This is a genomic window from Allobosea sp. GW823-FHT01F03 (assembly GCF_058798075.1).
This window is the reverse complement of the sequence record NZ_CM179505.1, coordinates 4578591-4604343: the sequence shown is the minus strand read 5'-3', so window position 1 is coordinate 4604343 and position 25753 is coordinate 4578591. Positions and strand designations below refer to the sequence as shown.

Genomic DNA, 25753 nt, shown 5'->3' with positions numbered 1-25753 from the left:
TGGCGGTGCTCAGCCGCGCTCCGAGATGGCCTCGCGCATGCGGCGCAGAGCCTGGTCGAGCGGCGGCAGGAGTGCTGCGCCGGATGCCACCAGCATGCCATGGACCGGATGCGCCTGATTATAGCGCACCGGTGCGCCTTCGGCGGTGGTCAGCTTTCCGCCGGCCTCGCTCAGCACGAGATCGGCGGCGGCAAGGTCCCAGTCGCGTGAATCCGGCGAGACGAGCCCGGCATCGATGCTGGCATCGGCAATCCGTGTCAGTCTGAGCGCGAGCGAGGGAATCTTGTCGACGGCGACGAAGCTTCCCTGCCGTGCGAGCGCGTCGAGCATCGGCTTCGGCCCGGCGATCCGCGCTGCTGCGAGATCGCTGACGCCGCTGGTGCGGATCGGCGCGTCATTGCGCGATGCGCCGCCGCCGCGCAGCGCCGCATAGCTGGCGCGGCTGGCGGGGGCGTGAACCACGCCGGCAATCGGGATGCCGTCCTCGAGCAGCGCGACGCAGACCGCCCAGTCCGGCGAGCCCGCCATATAGGCGCGGGTGCCGTCGATCGGGTCGACGACCCAGACGAAGCGTCGCGACAGGCGCAGCGCGTCATCGGCCGTCTCTTCGGAGAGCCAGCCGGCTGCCGGCAGAAGCTCGGCCAGCCTGATGTGCAGGAAGGTGTCGACGCCGATATCGGCTTCGGTCACCGGCGAGCCGCCGGCCTTCGACCAGGTGCGTGCCGCCGTCTTCTCGCCGGGGCGGAAGAGGTCGAGCGCGAGCTGTCCCGCCTCGAGGCAGGCAGAGCGGATGGCGGGCAGGAGATCGCGGGCGAGGGGAAGCGAATTTGGCTGCATCATGCTTCGTTATGGGCCTCGCGCGTGGCGGGACAAGGAAAAATGCGGCCTCCTCGCGAAAGATTTCGTCAAGCATCAGGGGGAAAAGCGGCCCGATCCGCTCCGAAAACCCCGCCGATACCTTTGTTTAACCGAAGCTCTTAAGCGCTCGGACAGGCTCCGGCCGCCAATCTCAGCCTGCACAGCACGAGAACCCCGCAATGACAGAGGGTTCCGGGCAGCAGGGAATTGAGAGAGGCGTTAAATCGATGGCAAGCGTCACGCCAGCCGCCGGGGAGATCGGCTTTCAGCCGGCCAGCCCTGGCGGCGTCACCAACTTCAATGGGCAGCCCTTCAGGACGCAAGGGGCGCCCTCGCATCAGGCGGAGGCGCCGCGGATCGAGCGCCTTGGCCCGGTCCGCATCCTGCGCGGCGGGACGGGCTGGCGCGGCATCGCCTTGCGCCTGGCCGGCGCCGAGGGTGAGGAAGCGCGCTTCCAGCTCGCTCTGACCGCCGGCGATGGCCGCTCGGTCACGATCGCCGTGCTCGATGAGGACGAGGCCGTGGCCACCTGGCGCAGCTTTGGCCGCTCCAGCGGGTTGCCGCTGCTGCTCGAGACCAGTGACGGCGTCGTCACCGAGCCGTTTCCGCAGCTCGGCCGGGTCGCGCTCGGGCCGGTCCGCATCCGGCGCCGCTATGCGTTGCTGGCCGGCCGGCGACCGCGCTTCCTGACGCGCCGCAAGACCGGCTGTTTCGCAGAGCGGCCGGTGGTCATCCAGGGCGAAATCCTGTCGGGTTGACACCGACTGCGTCGGTTACAACGGACCAGATCGACAGGCCGGGGCTCGCATGGCGAGCCTCGGCCTGATCCATTTGGGGTGTTGAGAGTGCTGTCACTCGCAAGCCGCTCCGCTACGTCGGAGCGCGCTGGAAATTCGGACACGGGCCTATGGGACGTCGTGGCTGAGATGCGCATCGGTCCGCGAGGAGTTGCTGGTCCTAGAACACTGCCTTGGCGGCTGCATCGAGCGCGAAGCCGGCGGCGAGGATAAGGCCGGCATTGCGATTGGATCGGAACAGCATCAGCGCGGTCGGTCCGTCGGCGCCGCCGATCAGGCGGACCTGCCAGGCGAGATGGGCCGCGAACAGGAAAAGCCCGGTGAAGGCGACGATGCCCCCGCCGGCCAGCCAGGTTGCGAGGCCCGCCAGCAGGGCGGCCGCCGCATAGCAGCCCCCGACCGCCTGCTGCGTGTAGTGGCCGAAATAGCGTGCGCTCGACTTGATGCCGGCGATGACGTCGTCCTCGATGTCCTGCATCGCGTAGACCGTGTCGTAGCCGATGGTCCAGAACACCGCGGCGAAATAGATCAGGTAGGCAGGCGCGTCGAGCCGGCCGAAGACGGCGCTCCAACCGACCAGCCCGCCCCAGGAGAAGGCGAGGCCGAGCACGAATTGCGGCAGGTTGGTGATGCGCTTCATGAACGGGTAGATCGCGACGATGCCGAGCGAGGCGATGCCGGCCGCGATCGTAAAGGCGTTGAACTGCAGCAGGACCAGCAGGCCCGCCAGCGACAGGCCGAGCATGAACAGGGCTGCGGCGCGCGCGCTGACTTGCCCCGAGGGCAGGGGACGGCCGCGGGTGCGTGCCACCTGGGCATCAAGCTTGCGGTCGACGATGTCGTTGAATGTCGAGCCGGCCGCCCGCATCACGATCGCGCCGATCAGGAAGAGCAGGACGTGCCAGAGTTTCGGGAAGGGCATGCCCGCGGCGATCGCGGCCAGTCCGGCCGCCCACCAGCACGGCAGCAACAGCAGCCACCAGCCGATCGGGCGCTCGATCCGGGCAAGCTTCAGATAGGGCCGCAACCGGCGCGGCGCGCGCGTGTCGACCCAGTGGCCGCTCAGCGCGTCGGGCAGTGGCGCATCGGCGATTTCGGGCGAAGACGCCATGGCAAGCGGGCCTTCGGGTCAGAGCGCTCCTTGCGGCACCCGCATCGGGCCGCCGGTCAGCGTGTCCGAGCCGCCGAACGGGTTGGCGCTCTGCTGCTGCGCCTGCTGCTGGGCCCGGCGCTGCATCGCGGCATGCTGCTTGACGGCATTGCAGGCCTGGTTGCGGATTGTCGCGGCCTTCTCGTTGTCCGCCTTCATCCCGTCGATGAAGCTCGGCGGAATCTGGCACCAGTCCTGGTTGGCGGTCGCGAATTTGAGCGTGGCGTTGCCGTTGTTGACGAGGCGGCCGAGCGTGCTGCAGGCCTGCTGGGGAGTAAGTTTGCGCTTCGATTTGCTGGAGGCGTTGAGCCCCTGCACGATCGACTGGCGCTCCTGCAGCAGCTTCTGCATGTTCTCGCAACCGGAGGGCGCCTGTGCCAGCACCGGCTGGGCCAGGCCAGCGCCCGCCAGCGCCACAGCCAGCTTCAGGGTTGCGTATCGCCGCATCATCCCGCTCCGAATTCTTCCACCCGCGCCGTCCCGGCGCCGTGGTCTCCATAACAGCCACGCCCGCGCACCGCAAAGTGCCGGCTCGCATTTGGTGACGACGCGCTTGCCGATAGCCGCCGATTGTGGCGACTTTCGCGTCCGGAGCTACAAAATCGACCTTGGCGGCAGCTTCGCTTTGTGATCGCCGATCGCCTGTCCTATCTGGTCAGGCGCGCCCGCCCGCACCGGCCGATCCCGGCTGGCGCACGGCGCGCCACCAGGACGGACCGACGACGGATGCGCGATTTTTCCAAGCACAGGCTTTTTTGCGAAGCGGCGCTCGTGCCGGGTGGGACCATCGAACTCGCCCGCGACCAGGCGAATTATCTGCTCAACGTCCTGCGCCTGCGCAGCGATGACGCGATCCTGGCCTTCAACGGGCGCGACGGCGAATGGCTCTGCGCGATCCGGGTGGAAGGCCGCAAGCAGGCCCGGCTGGAGGCGCAGCGCCAGGTCCGCGTCCAGCCGCCGGCCGCCGATCTGGTCTATATGTTCGCGCCGCTGAAGCATGCTCGGCTGGACTACATGGCGCAGAAGGCGGTCGAGATGGGGGCGGGCGTGCTCCAGCCGGTCCTGACCCGCCACACCCAGGTCTCGCGCCTCAATCTCGAGCGTCTCGCAGCCAATACCGTTGAGGCGGCGGAGCAGTGCGGCATTCTCTGCTTGCCGCAGATTCGTCCCGAACTGCCGCTGGCTGACGCGCTGGCAGGGCTCGAGCCCGAGCGCCTGCTGGTGTTCTGCGACGAGGCATCCGCGCCCGAAGGGCCGGTCGCAGCGCTCCAGTCCGCCCCGCGTGGCAAGCTTGCGCTGCTGATCGGTCCGGAAGGTGGTTTCGACGAATCGGAGCGCGCTCTGGTGCTCGCTCGCGAGCGCACGCTGCGGCTCTCGCTCGGCCCGCGCATCCTGCGCGCCGACACGGCCGCGGTCGCCGCGCTGGCGCTCGTCCAGGCGACGCTCGGCGACTGGATAAGCCAATAGCGCCGGGCATTTGCGCGAAGCGGTCTGCGGCCCGAGCCGTGGAACGCGGCGCACGCGTTGTACGTTGAGCACAGGAACTGCGACCATGGTCGCAGTTCCGACTCAATGACGGGCAGTCTGGCGCACCCGAACGAATGGGGCACCGGGAAGGGGGAGCGGACCATGGCGACCAGCGCCTATCGTTTCGGCATCGAGGAAGAGTATTTTCTTTCCGAGGCCGAGAGCCGCGGCATCGCGCGCAAGATCTCGCCGCGTTTCATCGAGGCGGCCCAGGCCGCTTTTCCGAACGAATTGCAGAGCGAGATGCTGCAATCCCAGATCGAGGTCATGACGCCGGTCTGCGAGAACATGGCCCAGGCGCGGCTGTCGCTGTCGCGGCTGCGGGCCGGGCTCGCGGCGATCGCGCGCGACCACGACATGCTGCTGCTCGCCTGCGGAACGCACCCAACCGCCGCCTGGTCGCGCCAGCGTGCGACCGAGGCCAAACGCTATGACGGCATCATGCGCGATTTGCAGATGCTCGGCAGCCGCAATCAGCTCTGCGGCCTGCATGTCCATGTCGAAGTGCCGGACGAGGACCTGCGCATCGGTATCATGGTGCGGATGCTGCCCTTTCTGCCGCTGCTGCTGGCGCTGTCGACCTCCTCGCCCTTCTGGCAGGGGCGGCGTACCGGGCTGATGGGCTATCGCCTGTGCGCCTATGCAGAATTGCCGCGCACCGGCCTGCCGGAACTGTTCACCAGCGCAGCCGATTACCGCGCCTATATCGACACCATGGTCGCCTCCGGGACGATTCGCGATACGAGCTTCGTCTGGTGGTCGATCCGCCCCTCGGAAAAGCATCCGACGCTGGAGCTGCGCGTTGCCGACAGCTGCACCAGGCTCGACGATACCCTCGCCATTGCCGCGCTCTATCGCTGCCTGGTGCGCCATCTCGCCCGCAAGCCGGATCTCAATGGCAGGCTGACCGCGGCCTCGCGTGCCATAGCGGCCGAGAATATCTGGCGGGCGCAGCGCTATGGTCTGCATGGAGGCTTCGTCTGCGAAGCCCGGCGCGCCATGCGCCCGGTCGGCGAAGTCCTCGAGGAAGTGCTGGCGATGCTGGGCGAGGACGCCGCCGCGCTGGGTTGCGGCGCCGACCTTGCGGCTTGCCGCGGCATCGTCGCCGGCGGCACCAGCGCCGATATGCAGCTCGCCATTTTCGAGGAGGCGCGCGCTGGCAGTGGCGGCCAGGAGGCAGGGATGCGCGCCGTGGTCGATTGGCTCGCGGCGCAGACGCGCGCCGGCGGCAATGGCGATGCCGGGATCAGCATGCGCGGAGCCGCCTGATCGGCGATCATGCATTTTGGCAAGATTGTGACCCCGACCCCGCATCCGTGGTCGTTGTGGTTGCCGTGACGCTCGCCTATGTCTGGCGCTCCGAAGCCTTCCCTGCCGGAGTGCCTGATGGCCCGCGACGTCTCCGATTCCACTCCGATCAGCTCGAAGGCCGAACTGATCGGCTGGATCGCCGAAGGCGAGAAGCCCGCTTCCCGGTTCAGGCTGGGGACTGAGCATGAGAAATTCCCGTTCTATGCCGACGATCTGAGCCCGGTGCCCTATGAGGGCAAAGCCGGGCGCGGCGGAATCCGTGCCCTGCTCGACGGCATGCAGGAGCGGCTCGGCTGGGAGCCGATCCTCGATGATGGCCATGTCATCGGCCTCGCCGGGCCCGATGGCGGCGGAGCGATCTCGCTCGAGCCGGGTGGCCAGTTCGAGCTCTCGGGCGCGCCGGTCGACAGCATCCACGAAACTGCCGCGGAACTCGCGGCGCATCTCGCCGACCTCCACGCGGTCGCTGAGCCGCATGGCATCCGCTTCCTCGGGCTCGGGCATTCGCCGCTCTGGACCCGCGAGCAGACGCCGGTGATGCCGAAGCGGCGCTACAAGATCATGGCGAACTACATGCCGAAGGTCGGCACGCGCGGCCTCGACATGATGTTCCGCACCTCGACCGTGCAGGTGAATCTCGACTTCGCCAGCGAGGCCGACATGGTGGCGAAGCTGCGCGTCTCGCTTGCCTTGCAGCCGCTCGCGACCGCGCTCTTCGCCGCCTCGCCCTTCAGCGAGGGTAAGCTCAACGGCCTGCAGTCGATGCGGTCCGAGATCTGGCGTGACACCGACAATGCCCGCGCCGGCATGCTGCCCTTCGCCTTCGACGAGGCGATGTCCTACGAGGCCTATGTCGACTGGGCGCTCGACGTTCCCATGTATTTCGTCAAGCGCGGCGACGTCTATCACGACGTCACCGGCGCTTCCTTCCGCGACCTGCTCGCCGGCCGCCTTGCGCAGTTGCCGGGCGAATGCGCGACCATGTCGGACTGGGCCAATCACCTCTCCACCTTGTTCCCGGAGGTGCGGCTGAAGCGCTATATCGAGATGCGCGGCGCCGATGCGGGCCCGGTCGAGATGCTGAACGCGCTCCCGGCCTTCTGGGTCGGGCTGCTCTATGACGAGGCTTCGCTCGCCGCGGCCTGGGACCTCGTCCGGGGCTGGAACGCCGAGGAGCGCCAGCGCCTGCGCGACGATGTGCCCAAGGCCGGGCTCAATGCCAGGATCGCTGGCCGGCCGCTGCGCGACATCGCGCGCGAGGTCGTCGAGCTGGTGCGGGCTGGGCTGGCGCGGCGCGCCCGTCTCGATGCACAGGGGCGCGACGAGACCTCTTACCTCGAGCCGGTCATGGCCATCGCCGAGAGCGGCCGCAGCCTCGCCGAGCGGCTCGCCGTGCGCCAGCAGGGCGCCTGGGGCGGCCGGATCGATCCTGTCTTCTCCGAGCTGGTGCTGTGAGGCGGCGGGACAATGTAACGCCTCCCGCGTCGCGACTTCGGCGGAAAACTGCGCTTACCTCCGAATTTTGCGCTTCCGATTAACGAATTCTCCGCAGCTTGCCGCTAGAAATGGCGGCATGAAGCCGATTTTCGCCCTTGCTCGCGACTTTCTGCACGACGACCGTGGCGCCACGGCGATCGAGTATTGCCTGATCGCCGGCATGATCTCGCTCGCCTGCATTGCCGGCGCGACGACGATCGGCACGACCCTTTCCCGATATTTCTTCGCGGCCGCGGCCGGTCTGGCGCCCTGAGGGCAACGAGCTGCGCGCTGCACGACGCGTCCTCGTCATGCGGCCGAAAGCGGCTGGCCGATTGGGCCGGAAATTACGCAACGAAGTTTCGCTAAACTTTACCATATTCAGGCTGCAGCGGCCGAACAGGCCCACTTATGCGCTGATAGCCCCGGTTTTCACGAGCCCGCGCAAGATTTTGTCAATTTGCGGCCGGCTACGGTTTTCGCATCGTCGCGCTGTGTTTTCGACGCTTTCCGCGAGGCTTTGGAATGATGCCCCTGTTTCGCAGCTTCCTGAAGGACACCCGCGGCTCGACCGCGCTGATCTTCGGGCTCGGTCTGCCGGCACTGATGCTCGCTGTCGGTGGCGGCATCGACCTGACCCGCGCCGCCGCCCAGCGGCAGCGCATCGCCAGCGCGGTCGAACTCGGCTGCCAGCAGTCGACGCACGAGATCAGGTACCGGCAGAGCCAGGCCAACGCTGATCCGAACGCGAACTACGTGCCGGTAGTGACCGACATCACGAACAGCAAGGTGACGGGCAGCGGGCTGTCCGGTGTGACGGTCAGCGCCAGCATCGCCAACAACATCATCACCATCCGGGCGTCGGGCAACAGCGCCAACGTTTTCGGTGGGGTGCTCGGCTTCGAGAACGTCCCGCTCGGGATCGTCCGCAATTGCGACATGCTGCCGGTGTCCACGACGACGCCGGGAACGGTGCTTCTGGTGGAGTCCTTCGAGACCAACCACAACGTCGCGTCGAACAGCTGGACGGTCCTGAACAACTGGAATGGATGGTCTACGCAGAGCGGCAAGGGCGGCATCGAGATCAACGGCATTCCGCAGCTCTCCGGCAACGAGATCCGTTTCGGCAATTTCTTCGCCGAGCTCGACTCGCATTGCTACACGTCGAACTGCCGGACCAATTCGTCAATGTGGCGGGAGATAACTCTCCCAGCCAATGGCGATTACGAGCTGCGCTACTGGTACATCTCGCGCGTTCGCAATCCAGCCTATGCCGGCAAGGTCTACTGCGCTTACAAGGACTCGTCGACTGCGGTCTGGAATGCGCTCAATAATGCGACCTGGGAGGGGCAGACCAACCGGATCGAGGTCTTCTTCGCGAAGTCGAGTGGCTTTTCCTCGGCGGCCTCGAACGCCGTCGACACCTGCGTCCACACTGACCAATGGACTGAGCGGAAGATCATCTTCCGGAACCTAAAAGCCGGCGATAAGTACAGGCTGCAGTTCCAGGCAGCCGGGCGCGAGGATACCTATGGCGGGCTGATCGACTACATCCGCTTCTGCACCAAGACCTGTCCGTGACGGAGTGGCGACGGTGATGCGCTATCCCCGATCGATCACTCTGCCGGGCCTCATCTTGCGGCTGGCGAGCCGGTTGCGCGCCTTCGCGGGCGATGCGCGTGGCTCCGCAGCGGTCGAATTCGCCTTTGTCGGCGTGGTCTTCATCACCGGGCTGCTGGCGGTGCTGCAGTTCGCTCTGGTCTTCCTGACGCAGATGAACCTGCATGACGCGGTTTCCGATGCCGCGACCGGCAACAACGCTCAGACCCTGGCCGGAAACCGTAGCGCCGTCATCACCCAGATCTGCGGGCGACTCGTGATCGCGGACAACTGCGTTGCGAACATCCGCCTCGAGACGCAGCCTCTCTCTGCTTATGGCGGAGCGGTCCAGGCGATCGGCGCCACTTTCTCCAGCGCGACCGCTGGCACGCCGATGCTGATCCGGGCGCGTGTTCCGGTCGTGACCTTCGTGCCCGGGCTGCCTGATCTGAGCGTGTCGGGCTCCGCACTCTATGCGAGGCCGTCATGATGATCTCGGCAAGGTTTCGTTGGCGCAGCCCGCGCCGCATGCTGCGGGACGAGCAGGGCATGGCCGCCGTCGAGTTCGGTCTGATCGGCACCCTGTTGTTCATGACGCTGGCCGCTGCCGTCGACCTTTCGCAGGCCTTCACCATCCAGCGCGACATCACGCGCTTCACCGCGGAAGCGGCGCTGGTGCTGGCCTCGCAGACCGACGAGACGCTCGCCGCCGTGACCGGCCAGCAGATCAATGCCAAGATCGCCAACGTCCTGCCCGGCAAGACCGGAATCGAGGTGGGTTCGGCGGCGATCACGCGCAAGAACAACACGATCCTGGTCGGTGTCGGCACGATGACCTATCTGACCGCCGAAGCGAATGCCTCGGCATTGGCGACGCTCCAGAACGAAGACCATGGCGTCGTCGTCCGCGCGTCCTATCGCCACGAGCCGCTCATCCTCGGCTTTGCAGAGCAGTTCGGACTCCGCACCAAGACCTTCACTGCTGCCACGGTGGCGCTCAGGCTGCGTGAGGCGCGCTACTAGAGCATTTTCGAGCGAATCGACTATAGCATCGGACCGAAAAGTGGAATCCACTTTTCGGAAAATTCCGATGCGATAACAAAATGATAGATCACGTAACCGCGTCCGAATGGACGCGCGGCGATCTAGCCGCTCCGCTCAAAATGCTCGCGGTCGCCAAGGCGCTTGTCCGCGCGCCAAGCCTACTCCGCCGCGGTCTTGAAGCTCTGCAGATTGTCGAGGCTCTGAATGATGTGCTCGGCGAGCGCGTTCGAGAGGATCGACGGGTCGTGCCGGGTCCGCAGCAGGCCGATCTTGCAGGAGGGCAGGCTGGCATAGCCTTCCGAGGCGCCGAGGATGCGCATGCCGGGCCTGACGGCGCTCTCCGGCAGCACCGAGACGGCGAGCCCCGCGACCACCGCCGCGCCGACCGCGGTCGAGTTCCAGCTGGCATAGAGCACGCGGAAGCGCCGTCCCTTGTGCTCCAACGCCTCGACCGCCGCCTGCCGCCAATTGCAGGTCGGACGCCCCAGGGCCAATGGCAGCGGGTCCTCCTCATGCACGCAGTGGCGGGCCGAGGTCACCCAGAGCAGCGGCTCGATGCGGATGATCTCGCCCTGGCCGCGTCCCTCGACATGGGTGATGATCGCAAGGTCGATATCGCCGGTCGCGATCCGCTCGGCCAACATCGGCGTCGGCTCGCAGACGACGGTGACTTCGGTGCGCGGGTTCGAGCGGGCGAAGCGGGCCAGGATCTCCGGCAGGTAGCGGTCGGCATAATCGTCGGGCACGCCGAGTCTGATACGGCCCTTGAGATCGGCCTCGGTGAAGCTGGCGACGCATTCCAGGTTCAGCCGGACGATCCGGCGGGCATAGTCGAGCAGGCGCTCGCCATCTTCGGTCAGCTTGGCATGGCGCCCGTCACGGCCGAAGAGCGGCCGTCCGACGCGTTCCTCGAGCCGCTTCATCTGCATCGAGACCGCCGATTGCGTCTTGAAGACGATCTCGGCCGCGCGGGTGAAGGAGCCTGTATCGGCGATGGCGACGAAGGTCTTGAGCTGGTCGGCGTCGAGCACATGGGCCATGCCGGCATCCCCCGGAGGAATATCAAAATTAATTGTGCCAAACATCATAATCATTCGTTTGGCTGATGGCCAGCGGGGACTTACCTTTGGGTCATTCTCCGGCTCCTGTCATGGCGCGTCCAGCCGGTCCGGATGATCCGATCCGCCGATCAACCCCAGGAGGCCGTCATGCTGATCATGACCTATGCCGCGAAGTCCCTGTCTGCCCTTGGCGGTAGCGTGACGCGTGCAGCCACCCGGACGGTCATCGGCGTCAAAAACCTGATCCGCGCCTGGGTTCACCGCCGCGAGGTCATGCAGCTCGGCGAACTCGACGAGCGCGGCCTCAAGGATATCGGTCTCGTTCGCTCCGATGTCGAAGGCGCGCTCGCGACCTCCTGGCTGCGCGATCCCTCTGTCGTTCTCTCCGCCCGCTCGGCGCAGCAGCAATCGGCCGCTGCGCGCCGGCGAGAAGTCGGGCTTCGACAGGCCGTAACCCAGCCGGCGCGGGCAGCGCGGGCCATCGAGATCGCGTGCAACGCCTGACCCCTTGGCGTGACGCGTTCCTGCGGGCGGTGGCTTCGGCTACCGCCCTTTTTTATGGGCGATGCCCGGAATGACGGAGCCGCGGCCGGTATCGACACGGCCGGCCTCTGCCAATGTCAGGCGCGGCGCTGCCCGCCGCCCAGCATCGCATCGAAGATCGACTTCAGCGCATCCTGGTGGCTGTCCTGCACCTTGCGGCCATGCTCGAACATCTGGTTGAGCGCATCGAGGCCGATCGAGCCCGGCCCCGTCTCGCCGGAGGGTGCCGGCTGCTCGGGCTCCGGCTCTGGTTCCGGCTGGCGCCGCTGCGGTGCGGGCTTGGCCCCCTCCTGCGACGGCTGGCCGCCGCCGAACATGCCGGTCAGAATCTGGCCGAAGATATTGCCCATATCGGCCGGGTTGCCCGGCATCGGCGCGCCGCCGAACGGGCCGCCTCCTTGCGCCTGCCCGGCCGCCGGCGTCTGACCGCCGAACAGACCGCCGAGAATCGCTTCGAGCGGGTTGCCGGGGCTGGCCTGCATGCCCGGCTTCGGCTGGCTCGGCGCCTGCCCGCGCATCATCTCGGCGAACTGGCCGAGAATGCCGCCGAGCCCCTGATTGCCGGCCGATCTGGACAGCCCGCCCATCACCATCGCGGCGATCACCGGCAGCATCTGCTTCAGAATCGCCTGGCCGACGCCGCTGGTGGCGGCCGCCTGGGCGGTGATGGCATTGCTGACCTCCTTGGAGCCGAAGAGCTGGCTCAGCACGTCATTGCCCATCGGCGCCGCGGAATCGGGAATGCCGTCGCCATCGGTGTCGTACATCTGGCCGAAGGGCGTCGCCGTCATCATCTGCGCGAGATTGCCGAAGGCGTAGGGGTTCTGCGTCTGGCGCTGCAGCCCCATCGAGAAGGCCGGCAGCAAGGCGTCGAGCGCGGCCTGGGTCTGTTGCTGGGAGAGGCCGTATTGCCGCGCCAGGTTCTGCATGGCCTGGCCGTTCTGAGCCGACTGCATCATCTCGAACAGGTTCATCATGGCATGCTCCCTTGCGGGTTCGGTCCCGCCACCGGCGCGCTTTCCGTTCGACCGGGATCGGTCGAACCGTCGGAGTTCGCGCCAGCCATCGCCCGGACGATATCAGCCGGGTGGCATCAGGCAAGCGAGGCCGTTTGTGCCGCCGCTCGCCGCTCCAGCTTGCCGATCGCGCGATAGGCGAAGACCAGCGCCAGCACGCCGAACAGCACCGCACCGAGCGCGACCCCTGCGAGCGCGCCCTTCGGCCCGGCATAATGGGCGCCGATGAACGCCATCGGTACGGTGCCGAGCGTCGCCCGGCCCCAGCTGAACACCGTCGAATAGAGCGGCATGCCGAGATTGTTGAAGGCGGCGTTGGCGACGAAGAGCGCGCCGACGAAGAGCCACATCGGGCCGGAGATCAGGCAGAAGAACACGACGATCTCCGCCGTCTCGCCGCTCGCATCGAACAGGGTGGTGAGCGGATGGCGCAGCAGCACCAGCAGCAGCCAGGCGAGGGCGACGCAGCCGGCGGCGAAGCAGACCGAGTCGGTCAGCGCCCGGCGCATCCGGTCGAAGCGCAGCGCCCCCCAGTTCTGGCCGAGGATCGGCCCGATCGCGCCGGACAGGGCGAACAAGGCACCGAACGCCACCGGCACGAGCCGGTCGATGATTGCGGTGGCGGCGATCGCCTGGTCGCCGAAGCGGGCGATGATGCTGGCGAAGAAGGCGTTGGCGATCGGGGCCGAGAGATTGGTCAGGATCGCCGGCGCGGCGATCGAGAGGGAGCGGCCGATATCGGCGCGCACCGCGGCAAGCGTCGGGCGCGCTACGATGCCGTGGACCTTGACCGCGCCATGATAGCCGACCGCGACCAGGACCAGCCGCGAGATCACCGTCGCCATGGCGGCGCCGTCCGGCCCGAGCCCGAGGCCGAAGATCAGCAGCGGGTCGAGCCCGGCGATGACGATGCCGCCGGAAAGCGTGACATACATCGCCCGCCTGGCGTCGCCGACGGCACGCAATATGCCGGAAAAGCCCATGCCGAGCGCCATCAGCACGTTCGCCGGCAAGGTGATCCACAGGAAGGAGTGGGCGACGGCATAGGCCTCGCCCTGCGCGCCGAGCCGTGTCAGCAGCCAGGGCAGCAGCGGCAGGATCAGGCCGCTCAGCACGAAAGCCGCGGCGCCCATCAGGGCGAGCGATGACGCCGCCAGCCGGCGTGCGCCGGCGCGGTCCCCGGCGCCGAGCGCGCGCGCCGTCAGGGCGGTCACCGCGATCATCAGCCCGACATTGAAGGAGACGACGAGGTAGAGAACAATGGTGGCGTAGCCGACGCCGGCCGTCGCCGCCGGCCGGCCCAGCCGCGAGACATAGAGCAGCGACAACAGGTCGACGATGAACACCGCCATCAGGCCGACGGAGGCGGTCGCGGTCATCACCGCGACATGGCGCAGGGTCGAGCCGGTGACGAAGACGGCCGGGCTTTTGCTGGGGGCGTTCACGTGGCCGGTTCTCCGACACCGCCGACCGCCACCTGGGCGCCGCCATCCTCGATGACCTCGCGGGTCTCCTCTGATAGGGCTTTCGGCTTGGCCTTGGGTCTGACCAGCGGCTCGGGCGAGACGCGCGGCACCTTGTGCAGCCCGGCGGCGATGCCTTCGTTGAACTGGATTTCCATGCGCTGGGCGTCGCGCTCGCGCACATTCTCGATCACTACGCTGGCCTCCTCATAGTCGAGCCCGAGCCCCTCCAGGGTCACGCGGCTGAAGCCGAGCGCCGATTCGAAGGTCTCACGCATCAGGTAGTCGACATCGGCGCGCATCAGGTCGATGGCGTGGACGCGGTCGAAGGCGCGGGCATGCAGGCGTACCGTCGGGAATTCCGCCTTGGCCATCTCGACGATCCGCAGCGCCGCCTCGCGGTCGTCGATGCAGATGCAGACGATCTTGGCCTTGCCTGCTCCGGCGGCGCGCAGCACGTCGAGCCGCGTGCCGTCGCCGTAATAGATCTTGAAGCCGAACTTGGCGGCGGAGCGGATGCGCTCGACATCGGCATCGATGACGGTGACGTCGATGTGCTGCAGCAGCAGCGCCTGCGTCACCACCTGGCCGAAGCGGCCGAAGCCGATCACCAGCACGGAAGGCGCGGTGCCGCTGAAATCCTCCTCGATCTCTTCCGGCGGTGCCGCGCGCGCCAGCAGCCAGGCGTCGATCAGCTTGGCGAGGATCGGGCCGATCAGCATGCTGAGCGCGGCGAGCGCGGTCGCGATTGCGCCGTGATGCGGGCTCAGCAGGCCGAGCGAGGCGGCCATCGGCAGCAGCACGAAGGCGAATTCGCCGGCCGGTGACAACAGGGCGCCGGCCCGGATCGCCTCGCTCCAGGTCGAGCAGGAGGCGCGCAGGATCGCGGCGGCGGCGGCGATCTTGAACAGCACCAGCGCCGGGGCGGCGAGCGCCAGCAGCAGGGCATTGTCGAGCACCAGCTTGAGGTCGATCGACATGCCGACCGCCATGAAGAACAGGCCGAGCAGCACGCCGCGGAACGGCTCGATATCGGCTTCCAGCTCATGGCGGAAATGCGAATCCGCCAGCAGCACGCCGGCGAGGAAGGCGCCCATCGCCATCGACAGACCGACATTCTCCATCACCAGTGCGGCGCCGAGCACGACGAGCAGGGCGGCCGCGGTCATCACCTCGCGGGCGCCGGACTTGGCCAGCAGCCGAAAGAACGGGTTCAGCGCATAGCGGCCGGCGAACACCAGGGCTGCGACCGCGAGCAAGGCCAGGCCGAGCCCGGCCAGCGCCTGCATCGCGCTCTGGTCATTGGTCGCGCCGGTCGTCGCCAGCAGCGGCAGCATGGCGAGGATCGGCGCGATCGCGATGTCCTGAAAGAGCAGGACGGAGAAGCAGCGCCGGCCATAGGGCTCGGCGCCGTCGCCACGCTCCTCGAGCAGTTGCAGGGCGATCGAGGTGGCGGAGAGGGCGAGCGCCAGCCCGACCGCGACCGCGCCGCCGAGGCTGAGCCCGAGCCACCAGGCGATGGCGCCGATCACGCCCGCGCTGAGCACCATCTGGGCGAGGCCGGTGCCTAAGATGTCTCGCCGCATCGAATAGAGCCGCGCCGGCTGCAATTCGAGTCCGACCAGGAAAAGCAGCAAGACGACGCCGATCTCGGCGGTGCTGCGGATCGCATTCGCGTCCTTGATCACGGCCAGCAGCGAGGGGCCGATGGCGATGCCGGCGGCGAGATAGCCGAGCACGGCTGAAAGCCCGAAGCGCCGGAACAGCGGCACGGCGACCACCGCCCCGGCACAGAAGGTCAGGATCGGCGGCAGATAGCTGACATGCGAGGCATCGGCCATGAGGAATCCGTGCTGACGGGAGCGGCCTGGCGCGAGCGCGGGGTCGATCGGGGTTATCTAGGCGTTCTCCGGCGTGCCGGGGAGGGCGGCTGGCGCGGGGGGCTTCTGCGGCCTGCGGCGAGCCGCTTCCTTGACATCATTCGCGTGAGACCGAAAGAAGGCGCAGCCCTTACCGGAGCCGTTGAGACCTCGTGACCGCCGCGCCAAAACCGCCGCTCGATATCCTGCTCTGCGCCCCGCGCGGCTTCTGCGCCGGCGTGGTCAGGGCGATCGACGCCGTCGAGAAGGCGCTCACGCTGCATGGCGCGCCGGTCTATGTCCGCCACGAGATCGTGCACAACAAATACGTGGTCGAGTCGCTGAAGCGGAAGGGCGCGGTCTTCGTTGCCGAATTGTCCGAAGTTCCCGATGCCAGCCGGCCGGTGATCTTCTCGGCCCATGGCGTGCCGAAATCCGTGCCGGCCGAGGCCCAGGCTCGCAATTTCTTCGCCATCGACGCGACCTGCCCGCTGGTCACCAAGGTACATCGCGAGGCCGAGGTCCACCATAAGCGCGGTCGGCACATCCTTCTCGTCGGCCATGCCGGCCATCCCGAGGTGATCGGCACCATGGGGCAATTGCCGCCGGGCGCCATCACGCTGATCGAGACGCTCGAGGACGTTGCGACCCTGACCCCACCCGAGGGCAGGCCGCTGGCCTATGTCACGCAGACGACGCTCTCGGTTGACGATACCCGCGGCATCGTCGAGGCGCTGCAGACGCGTTTTCCCGCGCTGATCGCGCCGCACAAGGAAGACATCTGCTACGCCACCACCAACCGGCAGGAGGCGGTTAAGCGCGTCGCCCCGCTGGTCGACGGGCTGATCGTTGTCGGCTCGCCCAATTCCTCGAATTCGCAGCGCTTGCGCGAGGTCGCCGAGCGGGCCGGCTGCCCGGTTTCGCGCCTGGTGCTGCGCACCGACGAGATCGACTGGTCGCTGTTCGGCGATATCCGCCGGCTCGGGTTGACGGCCGGCGCCAGCGCGCCGGAAGTGCTGGTCGAGGAGATCATCGACGCCTTCGCCGAACGCTACGAGGTCACTGTCGAGACCGTCTCGACCGCCGATGAGAGCGTCTTCTTCCCCCTGCCGCGCGAATTGCGCGGTGAGCCGGCTGCGTCCCCGGCCGAGTGAGCCCAGGAATTCTCAAGCGTGGCCGTCTATACCGAAGTACCCGATGATGAAATGGCCGCCTTCGTGGCGCGCTATGGCATTGGCGACCTGTTGTCCGCCAAGGGCATCGCCGAAGGCGTCTCGAATTCCAACTTCCTGCTGCATACCACGCAGGGCTTCTACATCCTGACGCTCTATGAGGAGCGGGTCTGCGCCGACGATCTGCCCTTCTTCATCGGGCTGATGGAGCATCTGGCGCAGCGCGGCCTGATCTGTCCGCAGCCGCTACGGACCGGCGACGGCGCCGCCGTCGGCCGGCTCGCCGGGCGCCCGGCCGCGATCGTCACCTTCCTCGACGGTCTCTCCGTCCGCCGGCCCACGGTCGCGCATTGCGGCGAGGTCGGGCGCGGGATCGCCTTGCTGCACGAGGCCGGCCGGGATTTTCGCATGCAGCGCGCCAATGTCCTGTCCGTGCCTGGCTGGCGCCCGCTCGCCGAGCAGGCGGGGGCCGAGGCCGACACGGTGCTGCCCGGGCTGTCGCAACGCATCTTCACCGAGATCGAGACGCATGAACGGCATTGGCCGCAGGGGCTGCCGAGCGGCATCATCCATGCCGATCTCTTCCCCAACAATGTCTTCTTCATCAAGGACCAGCTCTCGGGGCTGATCGACTTCTATTTCGCCTGCACCGACGCCTTCGCCTACGACCTCGCGATCTGCCTGAATTCCTGGTGCTTCGAGGCCGATGCCTCGTTCAATCTGACCAAGGGCCAGGCTCTGCTAGCCGGCTATGAGAGCGTGCGGCCGCTCGAGACGGCCGAGGTCGAGGCCCTGCCGGTGCTCTGCCGCGGCTCGGCTCTGCGCTTCCTTCTGACCCGTCTGGTCGACTGGCTGAACGTGCCCGAAGGCGCCTTCGTCAAGCCCCTCGACCCGCTCGAATACGATCGCAAGCTCGCCTTCCACCAGCGCGTCACCGATGCGCGCGAATACGGGCTGCGGCGATGAGCGAGGTCGTCGAAGTCTGGACCGACGGCGCCTGCTCGGGCAATCCGGGCCCTGGCGGCTGGGGTGCGATCCTCAGCTACAAGGGCAAGGAGCGCGAGCTTTCGGGTGGCGAGGCGCTGACCACCAACAACCGCATGGAGCTGATGGGCGCGATCTCGGCATTGGAGACGCTGACCCGGCCCTGCACCGTCGCGCTCCACACCGACAGCCAGTATCTTCGCCAGGGCATCACCGCCTGGATCCATGGCTGGAAGAAGAACGGCTGGAAGACCGCCGACAAGAAGCCGGTCAAGAACGAGGAGCTCTGGAAGCGCCTCGACGCTGCCCTCAAGCAGCACAAGATCGAGTGGAAATGGGTCAAGGGCCATGCCGGCGACGAGATGAACGAGCGCGCCGACGCGCTCGCCCGGGCAGGGATGGCGCCGTTCAAGCCGGGGCGGTAGGCGAGGGCGGAACGCCGAGCCTCGTCGCACGCGACGCGACACCAAGATTCCGAGAAGGCCTCGCACCTGCCGACGCCGCGTACGCGCCAGCCGGATGCAGGCTTTCACGCATGTGGTCGCGAGGTTGAGCAGGGTTGGCGCCGCCGCTCAGGGCGACGCCTGCGCCTGCCGGGTCGCGCGCAGGACCTCGCGCGGCAGCACGCCGGTCTGACGCTCGACCATGCGGTGCACGACCGGCGGCTCAGGCCCGATATGCAGGCCCCTGACCCGGTCGCCGATCTCGGCATCGGCCTGGGTAGCGCGCTGGGCCTGGCGGAGATATTCGACCCAGGTCGGGCTGTCATAGCGCTCGATCCAGAGCTCGGCATCGGTCAGGTCGCGCAGCAGCGACCAATGGCGGGCACCATCGCGGCGGCGGATGCGCCGACGCTCCTCCATCGCCTTCAGGAACTCGACCACGTCCTCCTGCCGGATTCGCCATTCGATGGTGACGAAGACCGGGCCGCTGCGCGGTTCGATATCGACCGCGACCGTCGGCTCTCGCCAGCGGCTGAGCGGATCGAGATTGAGCGCCTCGAGCGGGGGAAGCTGGTAGCGCAGCCCGGCTGCCGCGCCGAGGACGAGTGCGACCGCCGCTGCGGTGAGGCCGCCGGCCGGGCCGGAATGGAGGGTGACCCAGCCCCAGGCCCAGCTGCCCGCGGCCATGCCGCCGAAGGCCGCCATCTGGTAGAGTGAAAGCGCGCGCCCCACCACCCAGCGCGGCGCCGAGAACTGCACCGTCGAGTTGAAGGTCGAGAGTGCCAGCACCCAGCAGGCGCCGCCGACTGCGAGCGCCGGCATGGTGAGCCACATGGTCTGGCTCACGGCCACGACCAGGGCCGCGGCCGCATAGGCCAGAAACGTCAGACGCGCCAGGGTCTCGGTGCTGAACCGCCGGCGCAGCCGGGCGCTGACGAAGGCCCCGCCGACCGCGCCGGCGCCGAAGGCTCCCAGCAGGATGCCGAATGTCAGCGGACCGCCGCGCACGAGATCCCGTGCGATCAGCGGCATCAGGGCGAGGCCGACGACGCCGCCGAAGCCGAAGAGGAAGGCGCGCAGGATGACGGCGCGGATATTGGGCGACATCGCGACATAGCGGAGGCCGGCGCTCATCGCGAGCCAGAGCGTCTCGCGCGGCAGCAGGCGCTCGACGCGCGGCGGCTGCCAGCGGGCTAGCACGACGAGCAGCCCGATATAGCTGAAGGCATTGACGATGAAGGCCGCGACCGCGCCGAAGGCGGCGACGATCGCGCCGCCGATCGCCGGGCCGACGCTGCGCGCGATGTTGAAGGCGACGCTGTTCAAGGTCACCGCCGCCGGCACCTCGGGTCGCGGCACCATGTCGCCGACCGAGGACTGCCAGGCAGGATTGTTGAGCGCGTTGCCGCAACCGAGCAGGAAGGTGAAGGCGAGCAGCAGCCAGGGTGAGAGCAGCCCGAACCAGGCGAAGACCGCCAGCATGATCGAAACCGCGAGCATGAAGCTCTGCGCCGTCAGCAAGATGCGGCGGCGATCGTAATTGTCCGCGATCGCGCCGGCGGCGAGCGAGAAGATCATGACCGGCAGCGTCGTCGAAGCCTGGACGAGCGCGACCATGTCCGGCGAATCGGAGAGCGAAGTCATCAACCAGGCGGCGCCGACCATCTGGACGAGGCCGCCGAAGTTCGAGGCGAGGCTGGCGATCCAGACCGCACGAAAGATCGGCTGGCGCAATGGCGCAAAGGCCGAATAGCGCCCGTCATGGGGCTTCAGGCCTGCGGCGGTGAGGTCGGCTTCGGCGGTCTCGGCCGTGGTCTGCGTGGCGGGCTCTTGCGGCATACCACAGTTAGAGCATGCCGGTGGACGATGTGAAGCCGGGCTTCGTCATTGTCCGTCGTCAGATGATTTGAGAGCACTTTCGGTTTTCAGCAGGTTTGGAGGCGCCACGCGCCGATGGCGCCCCCCCTGTGTTCCAGGCTGGGCGCTATGGGCGGTCGAGCTTCGGCCAGTAGGCGCAAGGTCCACCGGCATGAGGCGCTGCGTGCCGTTGAAGCCGCGGGCCAGAGGCTACACGCCCTGGCCCCGCTCCCTCAACGCCAGCCCAGCCCCGGCGCGACATACTTCAGGATCGCCTCGATGACATGGGCGTTGTAGTCGACGCCGAGCTGGTTCGGCACCGTCAGCAGGAGCGTGTCGGCCTCGGCGATCGCCTCGTCCTTCTTCAGTTCCTCGATCAGCCTGTCCGGCTCGGCCGCGTAGCTGCGGCCGAAAATGGCGCGCGTGCTGTCGTCGATATAGCCGATCGAGTCGCTGCCCTGGCCGTCGCGGCCGAAATAGGCGCGGTCGCGATCGTCGACCAGGGCGAAGATGCTGCGGCTGACCGAGACGCGGGGCTCGTGCTGATGGCCGGCCTCCTTCCAGGCCTGCCGGTAGCCGCGGATCTGCTTCGCCTGCTGGATGTGGAAGGGTTCGCCGCTCTCATCGGTCTTCAGCGTCGAGCTCTGCAGGTGCATGCCGACCTGCGCCGCCCAGACGGCGGTGGCATCCGAGGCCGCGCCCCACCAGATGCGCTCGCGCAGACCCTCGGAATGCGGCTCGAGCCGCAGCAGGCCGGGCGGGTTGGGGAACATCGGGCGCGGATTGGGACGCGCGAAGCCTTCGCCGCGCAAGACGTCGAGGAAGACCTCGGCATGCCGGCGCGCCATGTCGGCATCGCTCTGTCCCTCGGCTGGCTGGTAGCCGAAATGGCGCCAGCCATCGATGACCTGTTCGGGAGAGCCGCGGCTGATGCCGAGCTGTAGGCGGCCGCCTGAGATCAAATCGGCGGCGCCGGCGTCCTCCGCCATGTAGAGCGGGTTCTCATAGCGCATGTCGATGACGGCCGTGCCGATCTCGATGCGGCTGGTCCTGGCACCGATCGCGGCCAGCAACGGGAAGGGCGAAGCGAGCTGGCGGGCGAAGTGATGCACACTGAAATAGGCCCCGTCGGCGCCCAGTTCCTCGGCCGCGACGGCGAGTTCGATCGACTGCAGCAGCGTGTCGCCGGCCGAGCGGGTCTGCGATTGCGACGAGGGGGACCATTGCCCGAAGGAAAGGAGGCCGATCTTCTTCATGATGCAGCGCCTGTGAATGACCGCGAGCGCGGAGCCGTTCCGCGAAAAGGAAAACGCCCGGCCGGCCGGCGCCGTCGGGCGTGCTTGTCCCTCATATAGGCGCGTTCCGCAGCCTCGCTTTGGCGTTCGCGCATTGACGCCAATGTACCGATGCAATCTCGGCGGCACCGGCGCAGCGGGCCAGCAGCCGGGATTCGTTTCTCGGGGCAACCCGGTGCTTGCGCCAGGAGATGGGGTCTTGCCCCGCGCTGCCGGGCGCACCGGTCTCGCAAGCGGGTTCGCGCTCTGCCGTGCTCAGGCGCGCTCCTGGGCATCATTCTCGTGTTCGAGCTTGTCGCGCAGCGCTGCCATGACGCGGTGCGCGGCTTCGAGGTCGGCTTCCGAAAGACCCTGCGCCAGCCAGCCTGCCTTCGGATTGTAACTTTCCACGGCAGCGTCGTAGGCCTGCTGCCCCTGCTCCGTGAGCAGGACGAGCTGGGCGCGCCGGTGATGCGGGTTCGGCGCGAAGGCGACCAGCCCTTCGCCGTGCAGGTCGTTGACGATGCGCTGCACGTTCTGGCGGTTGGCGCCGAGGTCGCGGGCGAGCCACGATACCGGCTGCGGCCGCTCCGCGGCGACGATCGCGCCGAGGATCTGCCAGCGCGCGCTGGTCAGGCCGAACGGCGCCACGAGCTTGTCGCCCCAGCTCAGCGTCAGGTTGTTCACCCGGAACAGGAGCAGGATGAGGCCGGTCAAGGTGTCTCGGGCGTGCGGGTTCGATGTCTCGCTCATAAGGCATCTTAAAAACGATTTGACATCATGATGTCAAATGACATAAGTGTCTCCGGGTCAAATTGACAACATAATGTCATTTAGAGGTAATGATGTCATGATCAAAGCCGTCCATCCCGTCGCAGGCATGGTCGCGCTGCTCACGATCGCGAGCTTCTGGCTCTCGACGGCGCTGGCCGAGCTGTTCGCTTCCGAAGCGACCGTGGTCGCGATCAAGACCACGATCCCATGGGGTTTCCTGCTCCTCGTGCCGATGCTGGCCGCGGCCGGTGGAACGGGCTTCGCATTGGCAAAAGGCCGGCGCACCGGGCTGGTCGGAGCCAAGGCCAGGCGCATGCCGATCATCGCGGCGAACGGCATCCTGGTCCTCATTCCGGCGGCGCTGTTCCTTGCGGACAAGGCTGGTCATGCCGAGTTCGACAGCGTCTTCTATGGCGTTCAGGCGCTGGAACTGGTTGCCGGTGCGGTCAATATCACGCTGCTCGGGCTGAACATGCGCGATGGTCTGAAGATGAGGGGCCGGCTGAGACGCCGTCCCGCCTGATCGTCGTGCTTCCCTTCAGGAAGAACTGCGCCGGGCCGATCGCGGAGCCATCGGCCGGAACGCCCAGCGCCCGGCTCAGCCCAGCGGCTGCCGGTAGACGACGAAGCCCGATTTCTGCGCGACCTTGTCGTAGAGTTCCTGCGCCTGCAGGTTGCTCTCATGCGTCTGCCAGTAGACGCGGAAACAGCCCTTGTCCTCGGCCATCTGCCTGACAGCCTCGATCAGCTTGCGACCGACGCCGCCGCCGCGCGCCTCCTCGCTGGTGAACAGGTCCTGCAGATAGCAGATTTCCTTCGGGCTCCAGGTGGTGCGGTGCAGCACATAATTGACGATGCCGACCGCCCGGCCGTCGCGTTCGGCGATGAAGCCGCCCATCGGCTCGGCTCCTCCGGTCAGGCGAGCGAAGGTGGTGTCTGATGTCTCCGGGGCGAGCGAAGCCTTGTAGAAGGTCAGGTAGCCCTGCCAGAGCGGCTCCCAGGCGGTGCGGTCGCCTGCTGCGAGCGGGCGGATGGTGATCTCGGACAAGGACTCCTCCATGAATGGGCGGGAGGCTAGCGCGAGCCGGGCGCGTCTGTCTCATGACAAGCGCAGATCGGACCGATCGGATTCCCTGCTGAAATATCGCAGGCGTCATGCTCGGGCTTGATCCGGGCATCCCAAGCCGGAGAAGGCGCCAGCAGGCGCCTTCTCGTCGCGAGGTTCTCGGGTCGACGCTACGCGTCGCCCGAGCAATGACGGCCTCGCCTCAGAGCTGGGCGAGCAGGGCCTCGGCGCCGGAGGCTTCGGCCTTGCCGGGGGCGTCCTCGACATTGAGCGCCGTGACCACGCCGTCCTCGACGACCATCGAATAGCGCTGCGAACGCGTGCCGAGGCCGAAGCCCGAGCCGTCCATCGACAGGCCGATCGCCTTGGCGAAATCGGCGTTGCCGTCGGAGAGGAAGCCGATCACGCCGGTGCCGCCGGTGGCCTTCGACCAGGCGTCCATCACGAAGACGTCGTTGACGCCGGTGACGAAGATTTCCTCGATGCCCTTGGCCTTGATCTCGTCGGCCTTGGCGAGGAAGCCGGGCAGATGGTTCTTGTGGCAGGTCGGCGTGAAGGCGCCGGGCACGGCGAACAGCACGACCTTGCGGCCCTTGAACAGCTCTTCTGTCGTCTTCGCGGCCGGGCCTTCGGCCGTCATCACCCGAAACGTCGCCTGCGGAAGCTTGTCACCGACCTTGATCGCCATCGTGCCGTTCTCCATCCTCGCGCTCTCCGTTCGGCCGGGCATGGCCGAACGACCAGAATTCGCGCTAGCTCACTATTGGTGGAGCATGTCCGCATCACGAAAGTGGCGCCCACTCTCGCGGAACATGCTCGCGGCCGATGGCCGCCCCGCTGGCAGGGTTACGGCTTGCCGGCGCCGATGTCGAGTTCCAGCCGCGTCTCGACGGCGGCCGGCTTGCCGCTCAGCGTCACGATGAAGGGGGTGAGGCCGCTGGCGCCCTTCGGGCGGTCGACGATCTTGAGTTTCGCAGCGATGCTGCCGTCGGGCAGGGGCGTGAACTGCGGTCGGCCGAAGGACCATTGCCCGGCCCCCTCGACGAAGACGTCCTCGATCACGCCGCCTTCCGGTGCCTTGAGGATGAGCTTGAGCGCAGGCTCGCTTTCCTTCTCCCCGCGCGTGACTTCGAGGATCGAGAGGCGGTCGCGTGCGGGTCCGAGCTTGACCGGCTGCGGAATGCGCGCCTCGAATTCCTCGAGCCTCGGCGACGTCACCGAGGTGACGCCGGGTTCGAGCCAGAGCCGCGCCTCGCCTTTGGCGGGCACACAGATCTTGTCGCAGACGGCATAGTCGAGCTTCAGCGCCACGGTCACCGGCCGCGTCGGGTCGATCGGTTGGACCGAAACCGGCACGACGATCTCGCTGACATAGCCGATGCCGGAGCCGTTCGTTTCCTCGAAACGTTCGGGGGCCGGCCAGCGCACGTCGAGCCCGCCGACATTCGCCGAGCCGCTCCAGTCGAAGACCGGCGGAACGCCGGAGTCGCCGGGGCTGCGCCAATAGGTCTTGTAGCCGGGCATCATCACGATCTCGACGCCGACACGCTGCTTGCCCGAAGCGGCGGTCGCGCCGGCGATCAGGCGCATCGCGGAATGGGTGCTTTTCGACCAGGGCGAGACAGCCGCCTCCTGCGCCCAGGCCGCGGTGCCGAGCGTCAGAAGGGTCAGGGTGAGGGCGGCGAGGCGTTTCACCACGGCAGATTTAGGCGATCCCGAAGAGAATGGCGAGAAACACGCGGTCGCGACCTCAAACATTTGCGTTACGATCCTCGCAGGCGAATGCGGCACAACCGGGTCGCGACGATTTGGTTGCGCTACCCCGTTCCCACCCGGCTCGCAAAGGCTTAGCATGGCGCCATGAAGATCGGTTCGAACCAGCGCGTCAGCGGTCGCAGCTATCTCGACGGGCAGTGCCTGATCGCGATGCCGGGCATGAACGATGCGCGCTTCGCCCGTACCGTCGTCTATCTCTGTGCTCATTCCGAGGACGGGGCGATGGGCATCATCGTCAACAAGCGGGCTGCCGATACGCGTTTCCCCGAACTGCTGGTCCAGCTCGACGTGATCCCGCCCGACCAGGCGATCCTCCTGCCGAGCCAGGTCGAGCGCGTTCAGGTGCTGCGCGGCGGCCCGGTCGAAACCAAGCGCGGCTTCGTGCTGCACAGCGCCGACTTCTTCCTGGAATCGGCGACCTTGCCGATCGATGACGGCATCTGCCTGACGGCGACGCTCGACATCCTGCGCGCCATGGCGCTCGGCAGCGGCCCGGAGAATGCGGTGCTGGCGCTCGGCTATGCCGGCTGGGGCGCCGGCCAGCTCGAGGCCGAGATCCAGTCCAATGGCTGGCTGCACTGCGAGGCCGATTTCGACCTGCTCTTCGACGACGGGCTCGACACCAAATACGAGCGGGCGCTGAGCAAGCTCGGCATCGATCCGGCCTTCCTCTCGAACCAGGCCGGCCACGCCTGAGCGGGCG

27 protein-coding genes are annotated in these 25753 nt (G+C 67.4%); 14 read left to right on the top strand and 13 right to left on the bottom strand.

Going from position 1 to position 25753, the window contains the following annotated elements; all coding sequences use genetic code 11:
- Positions 1–9: 9 nt before the first annotated feature.
- On the bottom strand, positions 10–840 hold the full coding sequence (locus tag AC3RCC_RS22070) for a 3'(2'),5'-bisphosphate nucleotidase CysQ (protein WP_465247550.1): 831 nt from the start codon (positions 838–840) through the stop codon (positions 10–12).
- Between the two features lie 245 nt (positions 841–1085).
- Between AC3RCC_RS22070 and AC3RCC_RS22065 the strand changes: the two genes are divergently transcribed.
- Positions 1086–1616 (top strand): DUF6101 family protein, encoded by a 531-nt coding sequence (locus AC3RCC_RS22065; protein ID WP_452116665.1) that lies wholly within the window; start codon positions 1086–1088, stop codon positions 1614–1616.
- A 199-nt stretch (positions 1617–1815) separates the two neighbouring features.
- On the opposite strand, the gene ubiA is transcribed toward AC3RCC_RS22065, so the two are convergent.
- Positions 1816–2766, bottom strand: a complete 951-nt coding sequence (gene ubiA, locus AC3RCC_RS22060; RefSeq protein WP_492256588.1) for a 4-hydroxybenzoate octaprenyltransferase — start codon at positions 2764–2766, stop codon at positions 1816–1818.
- An 18-nt stretch (positions 2767–2784) separates the two neighbouring features.
- On the bottom strand, positions 2785–3252 hold the full coding sequence (locus AC3RCC_RS22055; RefSeq protein WP_291641204.1) for a hypothetical protein: 468 nt from the start codon (positions 3250–3252) through the stop codon (positions 2785–2787).
- A 279-nt stretch (positions 3253–3531) separates the two neighbouring features.
- Here AC3RCC_RS22055 and AC3RCC_RS22050 point away from each other — a divergent pair, with 279 nt between their 5' ends.
- From AC3RCC_RS22050 to AC3RCC_RS22020, 7 genes are all read left to right on the top strand, one after another.
- Entirely contained in the window at positions 3532–4272 is a 741-nt protein-coding gene (locus AC3RCC_RS22050; protein ID WP_291641206.1) for a 16S rRNA (uracil(1498)-N(3))-methyltransferase, read from the top strand.
- A 162-nt stretch (positions 4273–4434) separates the two neighbouring features.
- Complete coding sequence (locus tag AC3RCC_RS22045; protein ID WP_452116663.1) at positions 4435–5601, top strand: carboxylate-amine ligase; 1167 nt, start codon at positions 4435–4437, stop codon at positions 5599–5601.
- A gap of 117 nt (positions 5602–5718) precedes the next feature.
- Positions 5719–7098 carry a glutamate--cysteine ligase gene (locus tag AC3RCC_RS22040; protein WP_291641209.1) on the top strand — a complete coding sequence of 460 codons (1380 nt, stop codon included), beginning with the start codon at positions 5719–5721 and terminating at the stop codon, positions 7096–7098.
- Between the two features lie 118 nt (positions 7099–7216).
- Positions 7217–7393 (top strand): Flp family type IVb pilin, encoded by a 177-nt coding sequence (locus AC3RCC_RS22035; protein ID WP_291644921.1) that lies wholly within the window; start codon positions 7217–7219, stop codon positions 7391–7393.
- A gap of 251 nt (positions 7394–7644) precedes the next feature.
- Entirely contained in the window at positions 7645–8700 is a 1056-nt protein-coding gene (locus AC3RCC_RS22030) for a TadE/TadG family type IV pilus assembly protein (RefSeq protein ID WP_291641213.1), read from the top strand.
- Between the two features lie 16 nt (positions 8701–8716).
- Complete coding sequence (locus AC3RCC_RS22025) at positions 8717–9208, top strand: TadE/TadG family type IV pilus assembly protein (RefSeq protein ID WP_291641215.1); 492 nt, start codon at positions 8717–8719, stop codon at positions 9206–9208.
- Positions 9205–9741: a TadE/TadG family type IV pilus assembly protein gene (locus tag AC3RCC_RS22020; RefSeq protein WP_291641217.1), complete on the top strand. Its 537-nt coding sequence runs from the start codon at positions 9205–9207 to the stop codon at positions 9739–9741. The genes AC3RCC_RS22025 and AC3RCC_RS22020 overlap by 4 nt, the downstream gene beginning before the upstream one ends.
- A 179-nt stretch (positions 9742–9920) precedes the next feature.
- Here AC3RCC_RS22020 and AC3RCC_RS22015 read toward each other — a convergent pair whose 3' ends face one another.
- Positions 9921–10802 carry a LysR substrate-binding domain-containing protein gene (locus AC3RCC_RS22015; protein WP_291641219.1) on the bottom strand — a complete coding sequence of 294 codons (882 nt, stop codon included), beginning with the start codon at positions 10800–10802 and terminating at the stop codon, positions 9921–9923.
- 168 nt (positions 10803–10970) lie between these two features.
- Between AC3RCC_RS22015 and AC3RCC_RS22010 the strand changes: the two genes are divergently transcribed.
- Positions 10971–11327 carry a DUF1127 domain-containing protein gene (locus AC3RCC_RS22010; RefSeq protein ID WP_492256587.1) on the top strand — a complete coding sequence of 119 codons (357 nt, stop codon included), beginning with the start codon at positions 10971–10973 and terminating at the stop codon, positions 11325–11327.
- A 116-nt stretch (positions 11328–11443) separates the two neighbouring features.
- Here AC3RCC_RS22010 and AC3RCC_RS22005 read toward each other — a convergent pair whose 3' ends face one another.
- From AC3RCC_RS22005 to AC3RCC_RS21995, 3 genes are all read right to left on the bottom strand, one after another.
- Positions 11444–12343, bottom strand: a complete 900-nt coding sequence (locus AC3RCC_RS22005) for a DUF937 domain-containing protein (RefSeq protein WP_492256586.1) — start codon at positions 12341–12343, stop codon at positions 11444–11446.
- A 116-nt stretch (positions 12344–12459) separates the two neighbouring features.
- On the bottom strand, positions 12460–13827 hold the full coding sequence (locus tag AC3RCC_RS22000; RefSeq protein ID WP_291641224.1) for an MATE family efflux transporter: 1368 nt from the start codon (positions 13825–13827) through the stop codon (positions 12460–12462).
- Complete coding sequence (locus AC3RCC_RS21995) at positions 13824–15686, bottom strand: monovalent cation:proton antiporter-2 (CPA2) family protein (protein WP_492256585.1); 1863 nt, start codon at positions 15684–15686, stop codon at positions 13824–13826. Before AC3RCC_RS21995 ends, AC3RCC_RS22000 begins: the two co-directional genes overlap by 4 nt.
- Before the next feature lie 191 nt (positions 15687–15877).
- Between AC3RCC_RS21995 and ispH the strand changes: the two genes are divergently transcribed.
- From ispH to rnhA, 3 genes are read left to right on the top strand one after another with little or no spacing between them, the layout of a single operon-like run.
- Positions 15878–16858 (top strand): 4-hydroxy-3-methylbut-2-enyl diphosphate reductase, encoded by a 981-nt coding sequence (ispH, locus tag AC3RCC_RS21990; RefSeq protein ID WP_452116653.1) that lies wholly within the window; start codon positions 15878–15880, stop codon positions 16856–16858.
- 18 nt (positions 16859–16876) lie between these two features.
- The gene (locus AC3RCC_RS21985; protein ID WP_492256584.1) at positions 16877–17842 is read left to right on the top strand and encodes a homoserine kinase; all 966 of its coding nucleotides are present in this window, start codon (positions 16877–16879) and stop codon (positions 17840–17842) included.
- The gene (gene rnhA, locus AC3RCC_RS21980) at positions 17839–18285 is read left to right on the top strand and encodes a ribonuclease HI (protein WP_492256583.1); all 447 of its coding nucleotides are present in this window, start codon (positions 17839–17841) and stop codon (positions 18283–18285) included. Before AC3RCC_RS21985 ends, rnhA begins: the two co-directional genes overlap by 4 nt.
- A gap of 147 nt (positions 18286–18432) precedes the next feature.
- On the opposite strand, the gene AC3RCC_RS21975 is transcribed toward rnhA, so the two are convergent.
- From AC3RCC_RS21975 to AC3RCC_RS21965, 3 genes are all read right to left on the bottom strand, one after another.
- The gene (locus AC3RCC_RS21975) at positions 18433–20142 is read right to left on the bottom strand and encodes an MFS transporter (RefSeq protein WP_291641234.1); all 1710 of its coding nucleotides are present in this window, start codon (positions 20140–20142) and stop codon (positions 18433–18435) included.
- A 251-nt stretch (positions 20143–20393) separates the two neighbouring features.
- The gene (locus AC3RCC_RS21970; RefSeq protein WP_492256582.1) at positions 20394–21416 is read right to left on the bottom strand and encodes an LLM class flavin-dependent oxidoreductase; all 1023 of its coding nucleotides are present in this window, start codon (positions 21414–21416) and stop codon (positions 20394–20396) included.
- Positions 21417–21710: 294 nt separating this feature from the next.
- On the bottom strand, positions 21711–22187 hold the full coding sequence (locus AC3RCC_RS21965) for a MarR family winged helix-turn-helix transcriptional regulator (protein ID WP_492256581.1): 477 nt from the start codon (positions 22185–22187) through the stop codon (positions 21711–21713).
- 97 nt (positions 22188–22284) lie between these two features.
- Here AC3RCC_RS21965 and AC3RCC_RS21960 point away from each other — a divergent pair, with 97 nt between their 5' ends.
- Complete coding sequence (locus AC3RCC_RS21960) at positions 22285–22731, top strand: hypothetical protein (RefSeq protein WP_492256580.1); 447 nt, start codon at positions 22285–22287, stop codon at positions 22729–22731.
- A 75-nt stretch (positions 22732–22806) separates the two neighbouring features.
- Here AC3RCC_RS21960 and AC3RCC_RS21955 read toward each other — a convergent pair whose 3' ends face one another.
- The 3 genes from AC3RCC_RS21955 to AC3RCC_RS21945 form a co-directional block, all read right to left on the bottom strand.
- Positions 22807–23256, bottom strand: coding sequence for a GNAT family N-acetyltransferase (locus AC3RCC_RS21955; RefSeq protein ID WP_291641244.1), 450 nt, complete (start codon positions 23254–23256; stop codon positions 22807–22809).
- 220 nt (positions 23257–23476) lie between these two features.
- Positions 23477–23962 carry a peroxiredoxin gene (locus AC3RCC_RS21950; RefSeq protein WP_492258815.1) on the bottom strand — a complete coding sequence of 162 codons (486 nt, stop codon included), beginning with the start codon at positions 23960–23962 and terminating at the stop codon, positions 23477–23479.
- A gap of 158 nt (positions 23963–24120) precedes the next feature.
- Entirely contained in the window at positions 24121–24972 is an 852-nt protein-coding gene (locus tag AC3RCC_RS21945) for a protein-disulfide reductase DsbD domain-containing protein (protein ID WP_492256579.1), read from the bottom strand.
- A 162-nt stretch (positions 24973–25134) separates the two neighbouring features.
- Between AC3RCC_RS21945 and AC3RCC_RS21940 the strand changes: the two genes are divergently transcribed.
- A complete protein-coding gene (locus AC3RCC_RS21940) occupies positions 25135–25746 on the top strand; it encodes a YqgE/AlgH family protein (protein ID WP_291641248.1) in 612 nt (203 codons plus the stop codon).
- Positions 25747–25753: the final 7 nt, after the last annotated feature.

Bases quoted from the DNA above. Each gene is read 5' to 3' on its own strand.
- AC3RCC_RS22015 (WP_291641219.1), bottom strand. From the start codon at position 10,802: ATGGCCCATGTGCTCGACGCCGACCAGCTCAAGACCTTCGTCGCCATC.
- AC3RCC_RS21940 (WP_291641248.1), top strand. From the start codon at position 25,135: ATGAAGATCGGTTCGAACCAGCGCGTCAGCGGTCGCAGCTATCTCGAC.
- ubiA (WP_492256588.1), bottom strand. From the start codon at position 2,766: ATGGCGTCTTCGCCCGAAATCGCCGATGCGCCACTGCCCGACGCGCTG.
- rnhA (WP_492256583.1), top strand. From the start codon at position 17,839: ATGAGCGAGGTCGTCGAAGTCTGGACCGACGGCGCCTGCTCGGGCAAT.
- AC3RCC_RS22050 (WP_291641206.1), top strand. From the start codon at position 3,532: ATGCGCGATTTTTCCAAGCACAGGCTTTTTTGCGAAGCGGCGCTCGTG.
- AC3RCC_RS21960 (WP_492256580.1), top strand. From the start codon at position 22,285: ATGATCAAAGCCGTCCATCCCGTCGCAGGCATGGTCGCGCTGCTCACG.
- AC3RCC_RS21995 (WP_492256585.1), bottom strand. From the start codon at position 15,686: ATGGCCGATGCCTCGCATGTCAGCTATCTGCCGCCGATCCTGACCTTC.
- AC3RCC_RS22035 (WP_291644921.1), top strand. From the start codon at position 7,217: ATGAAGCCGATTTTCGCCCTTGCTCGCGACTTTCTGCACGACGACCGT.
- AC3RCC_RS22010 (WP_492256587.1), top strand. From the start codon at position 10,971: ATGCTGATCATGACCTATGCCGCGAAGTCCCTGTCTGCCCTTGGCGGT.
- AC3RCC_RS22065 (WP_452116665.1), top strand. From the start codon at position 1,086: ATGGCAAGCGTCACGCCAGCCGCCGGGGAGATCGGCTTTCAGCCGGCC.
- AC3RCC_RS22005 (WP_492256586.1), bottom strand. From the start codon at position 12,343: ATGATGAACCTGTTCGAGATGATGCAGTCGGCTCAGAACGGCCAGGCC.
- AC3RCC_RS21950 (WP_492258815.1), bottom strand. From the start codon at position 23,962: ATGGCGATCAAGGTCGGTGACAAGCTTCCGCAGGCGACGTTTCGGGTG.
- AC3RCC_RS22040 (WP_291641209.1), top strand. From the start codon at position 5,719: ATGGCCCGCGACGTCTCCGATTCCACTCCGATCAGCTCGAAGGCCGAA.
- AC3RCC_RS21975 (WP_291641234.1), bottom strand. From the start codon at position 20,142: ATGCCGCAAGAGCCCGCCACGCAGACCACGGCCGAGACCGCCGAAGCC.
- AC3RCC_RS22025 (WP_291641215.1), top strand. From the start codon at position 8,717: ATGCGCTATCCCCGATCGATCACTCTGCCGGGCCTCATCTTGCGGCTG.
- AC3RCC_RS21970 (WP_492256582.1), bottom strand. From the start codon at position 21,416: ATGAAGAAGATCGGCCTCCTTTCCTTCGGGCAATGGTCCCCCTCGTCG.
- AC3RCC_RS21965 (WP_492256581.1), bottom strand. From the start codon at position 22,187: ATGAGCGAGACATCGAACCCGCACGCCCGAGACACCTTGACCGGCCTC.
- AC3RCC_RS22070 (WP_465247550.1), bottom strand. From the start codon at position 840: ATGATGCAGCCAAATTCGCTTCCCCTCGCCCGCGATCTCCTGCCCGCC.
- AC3RCC_RS22020 (WP_291641217.1), top strand. From the start codon at position 9,205: ATGATGATCTCGGCAAGGTTTCGTTGGCGCAGCCCGCGCCGCATGCTG.
- AC3RCC_RS22045 (WP_452116663.1), top strand. From the start codon at position 4,435: ATGGCGACCAGCGCCTATCGTTTCGGCATCGAGGAAGAGTATTTTCTT.
- AC3RCC_RS22055 (WP_291641204.1), bottom strand. From the start codon at position 3,252: ATGCGGCGATACGCAACCCTGAAGCTGGCTGTGGCGCTGGCGGGCGCT.
- AC3RCC_RS22030 (WP_291641213.1), top strand. From the start codon at position 7,645: ATGATGCCCCTGTTTCGCAGCTTCCTGAAGGACACCCGCGGCTCGACC.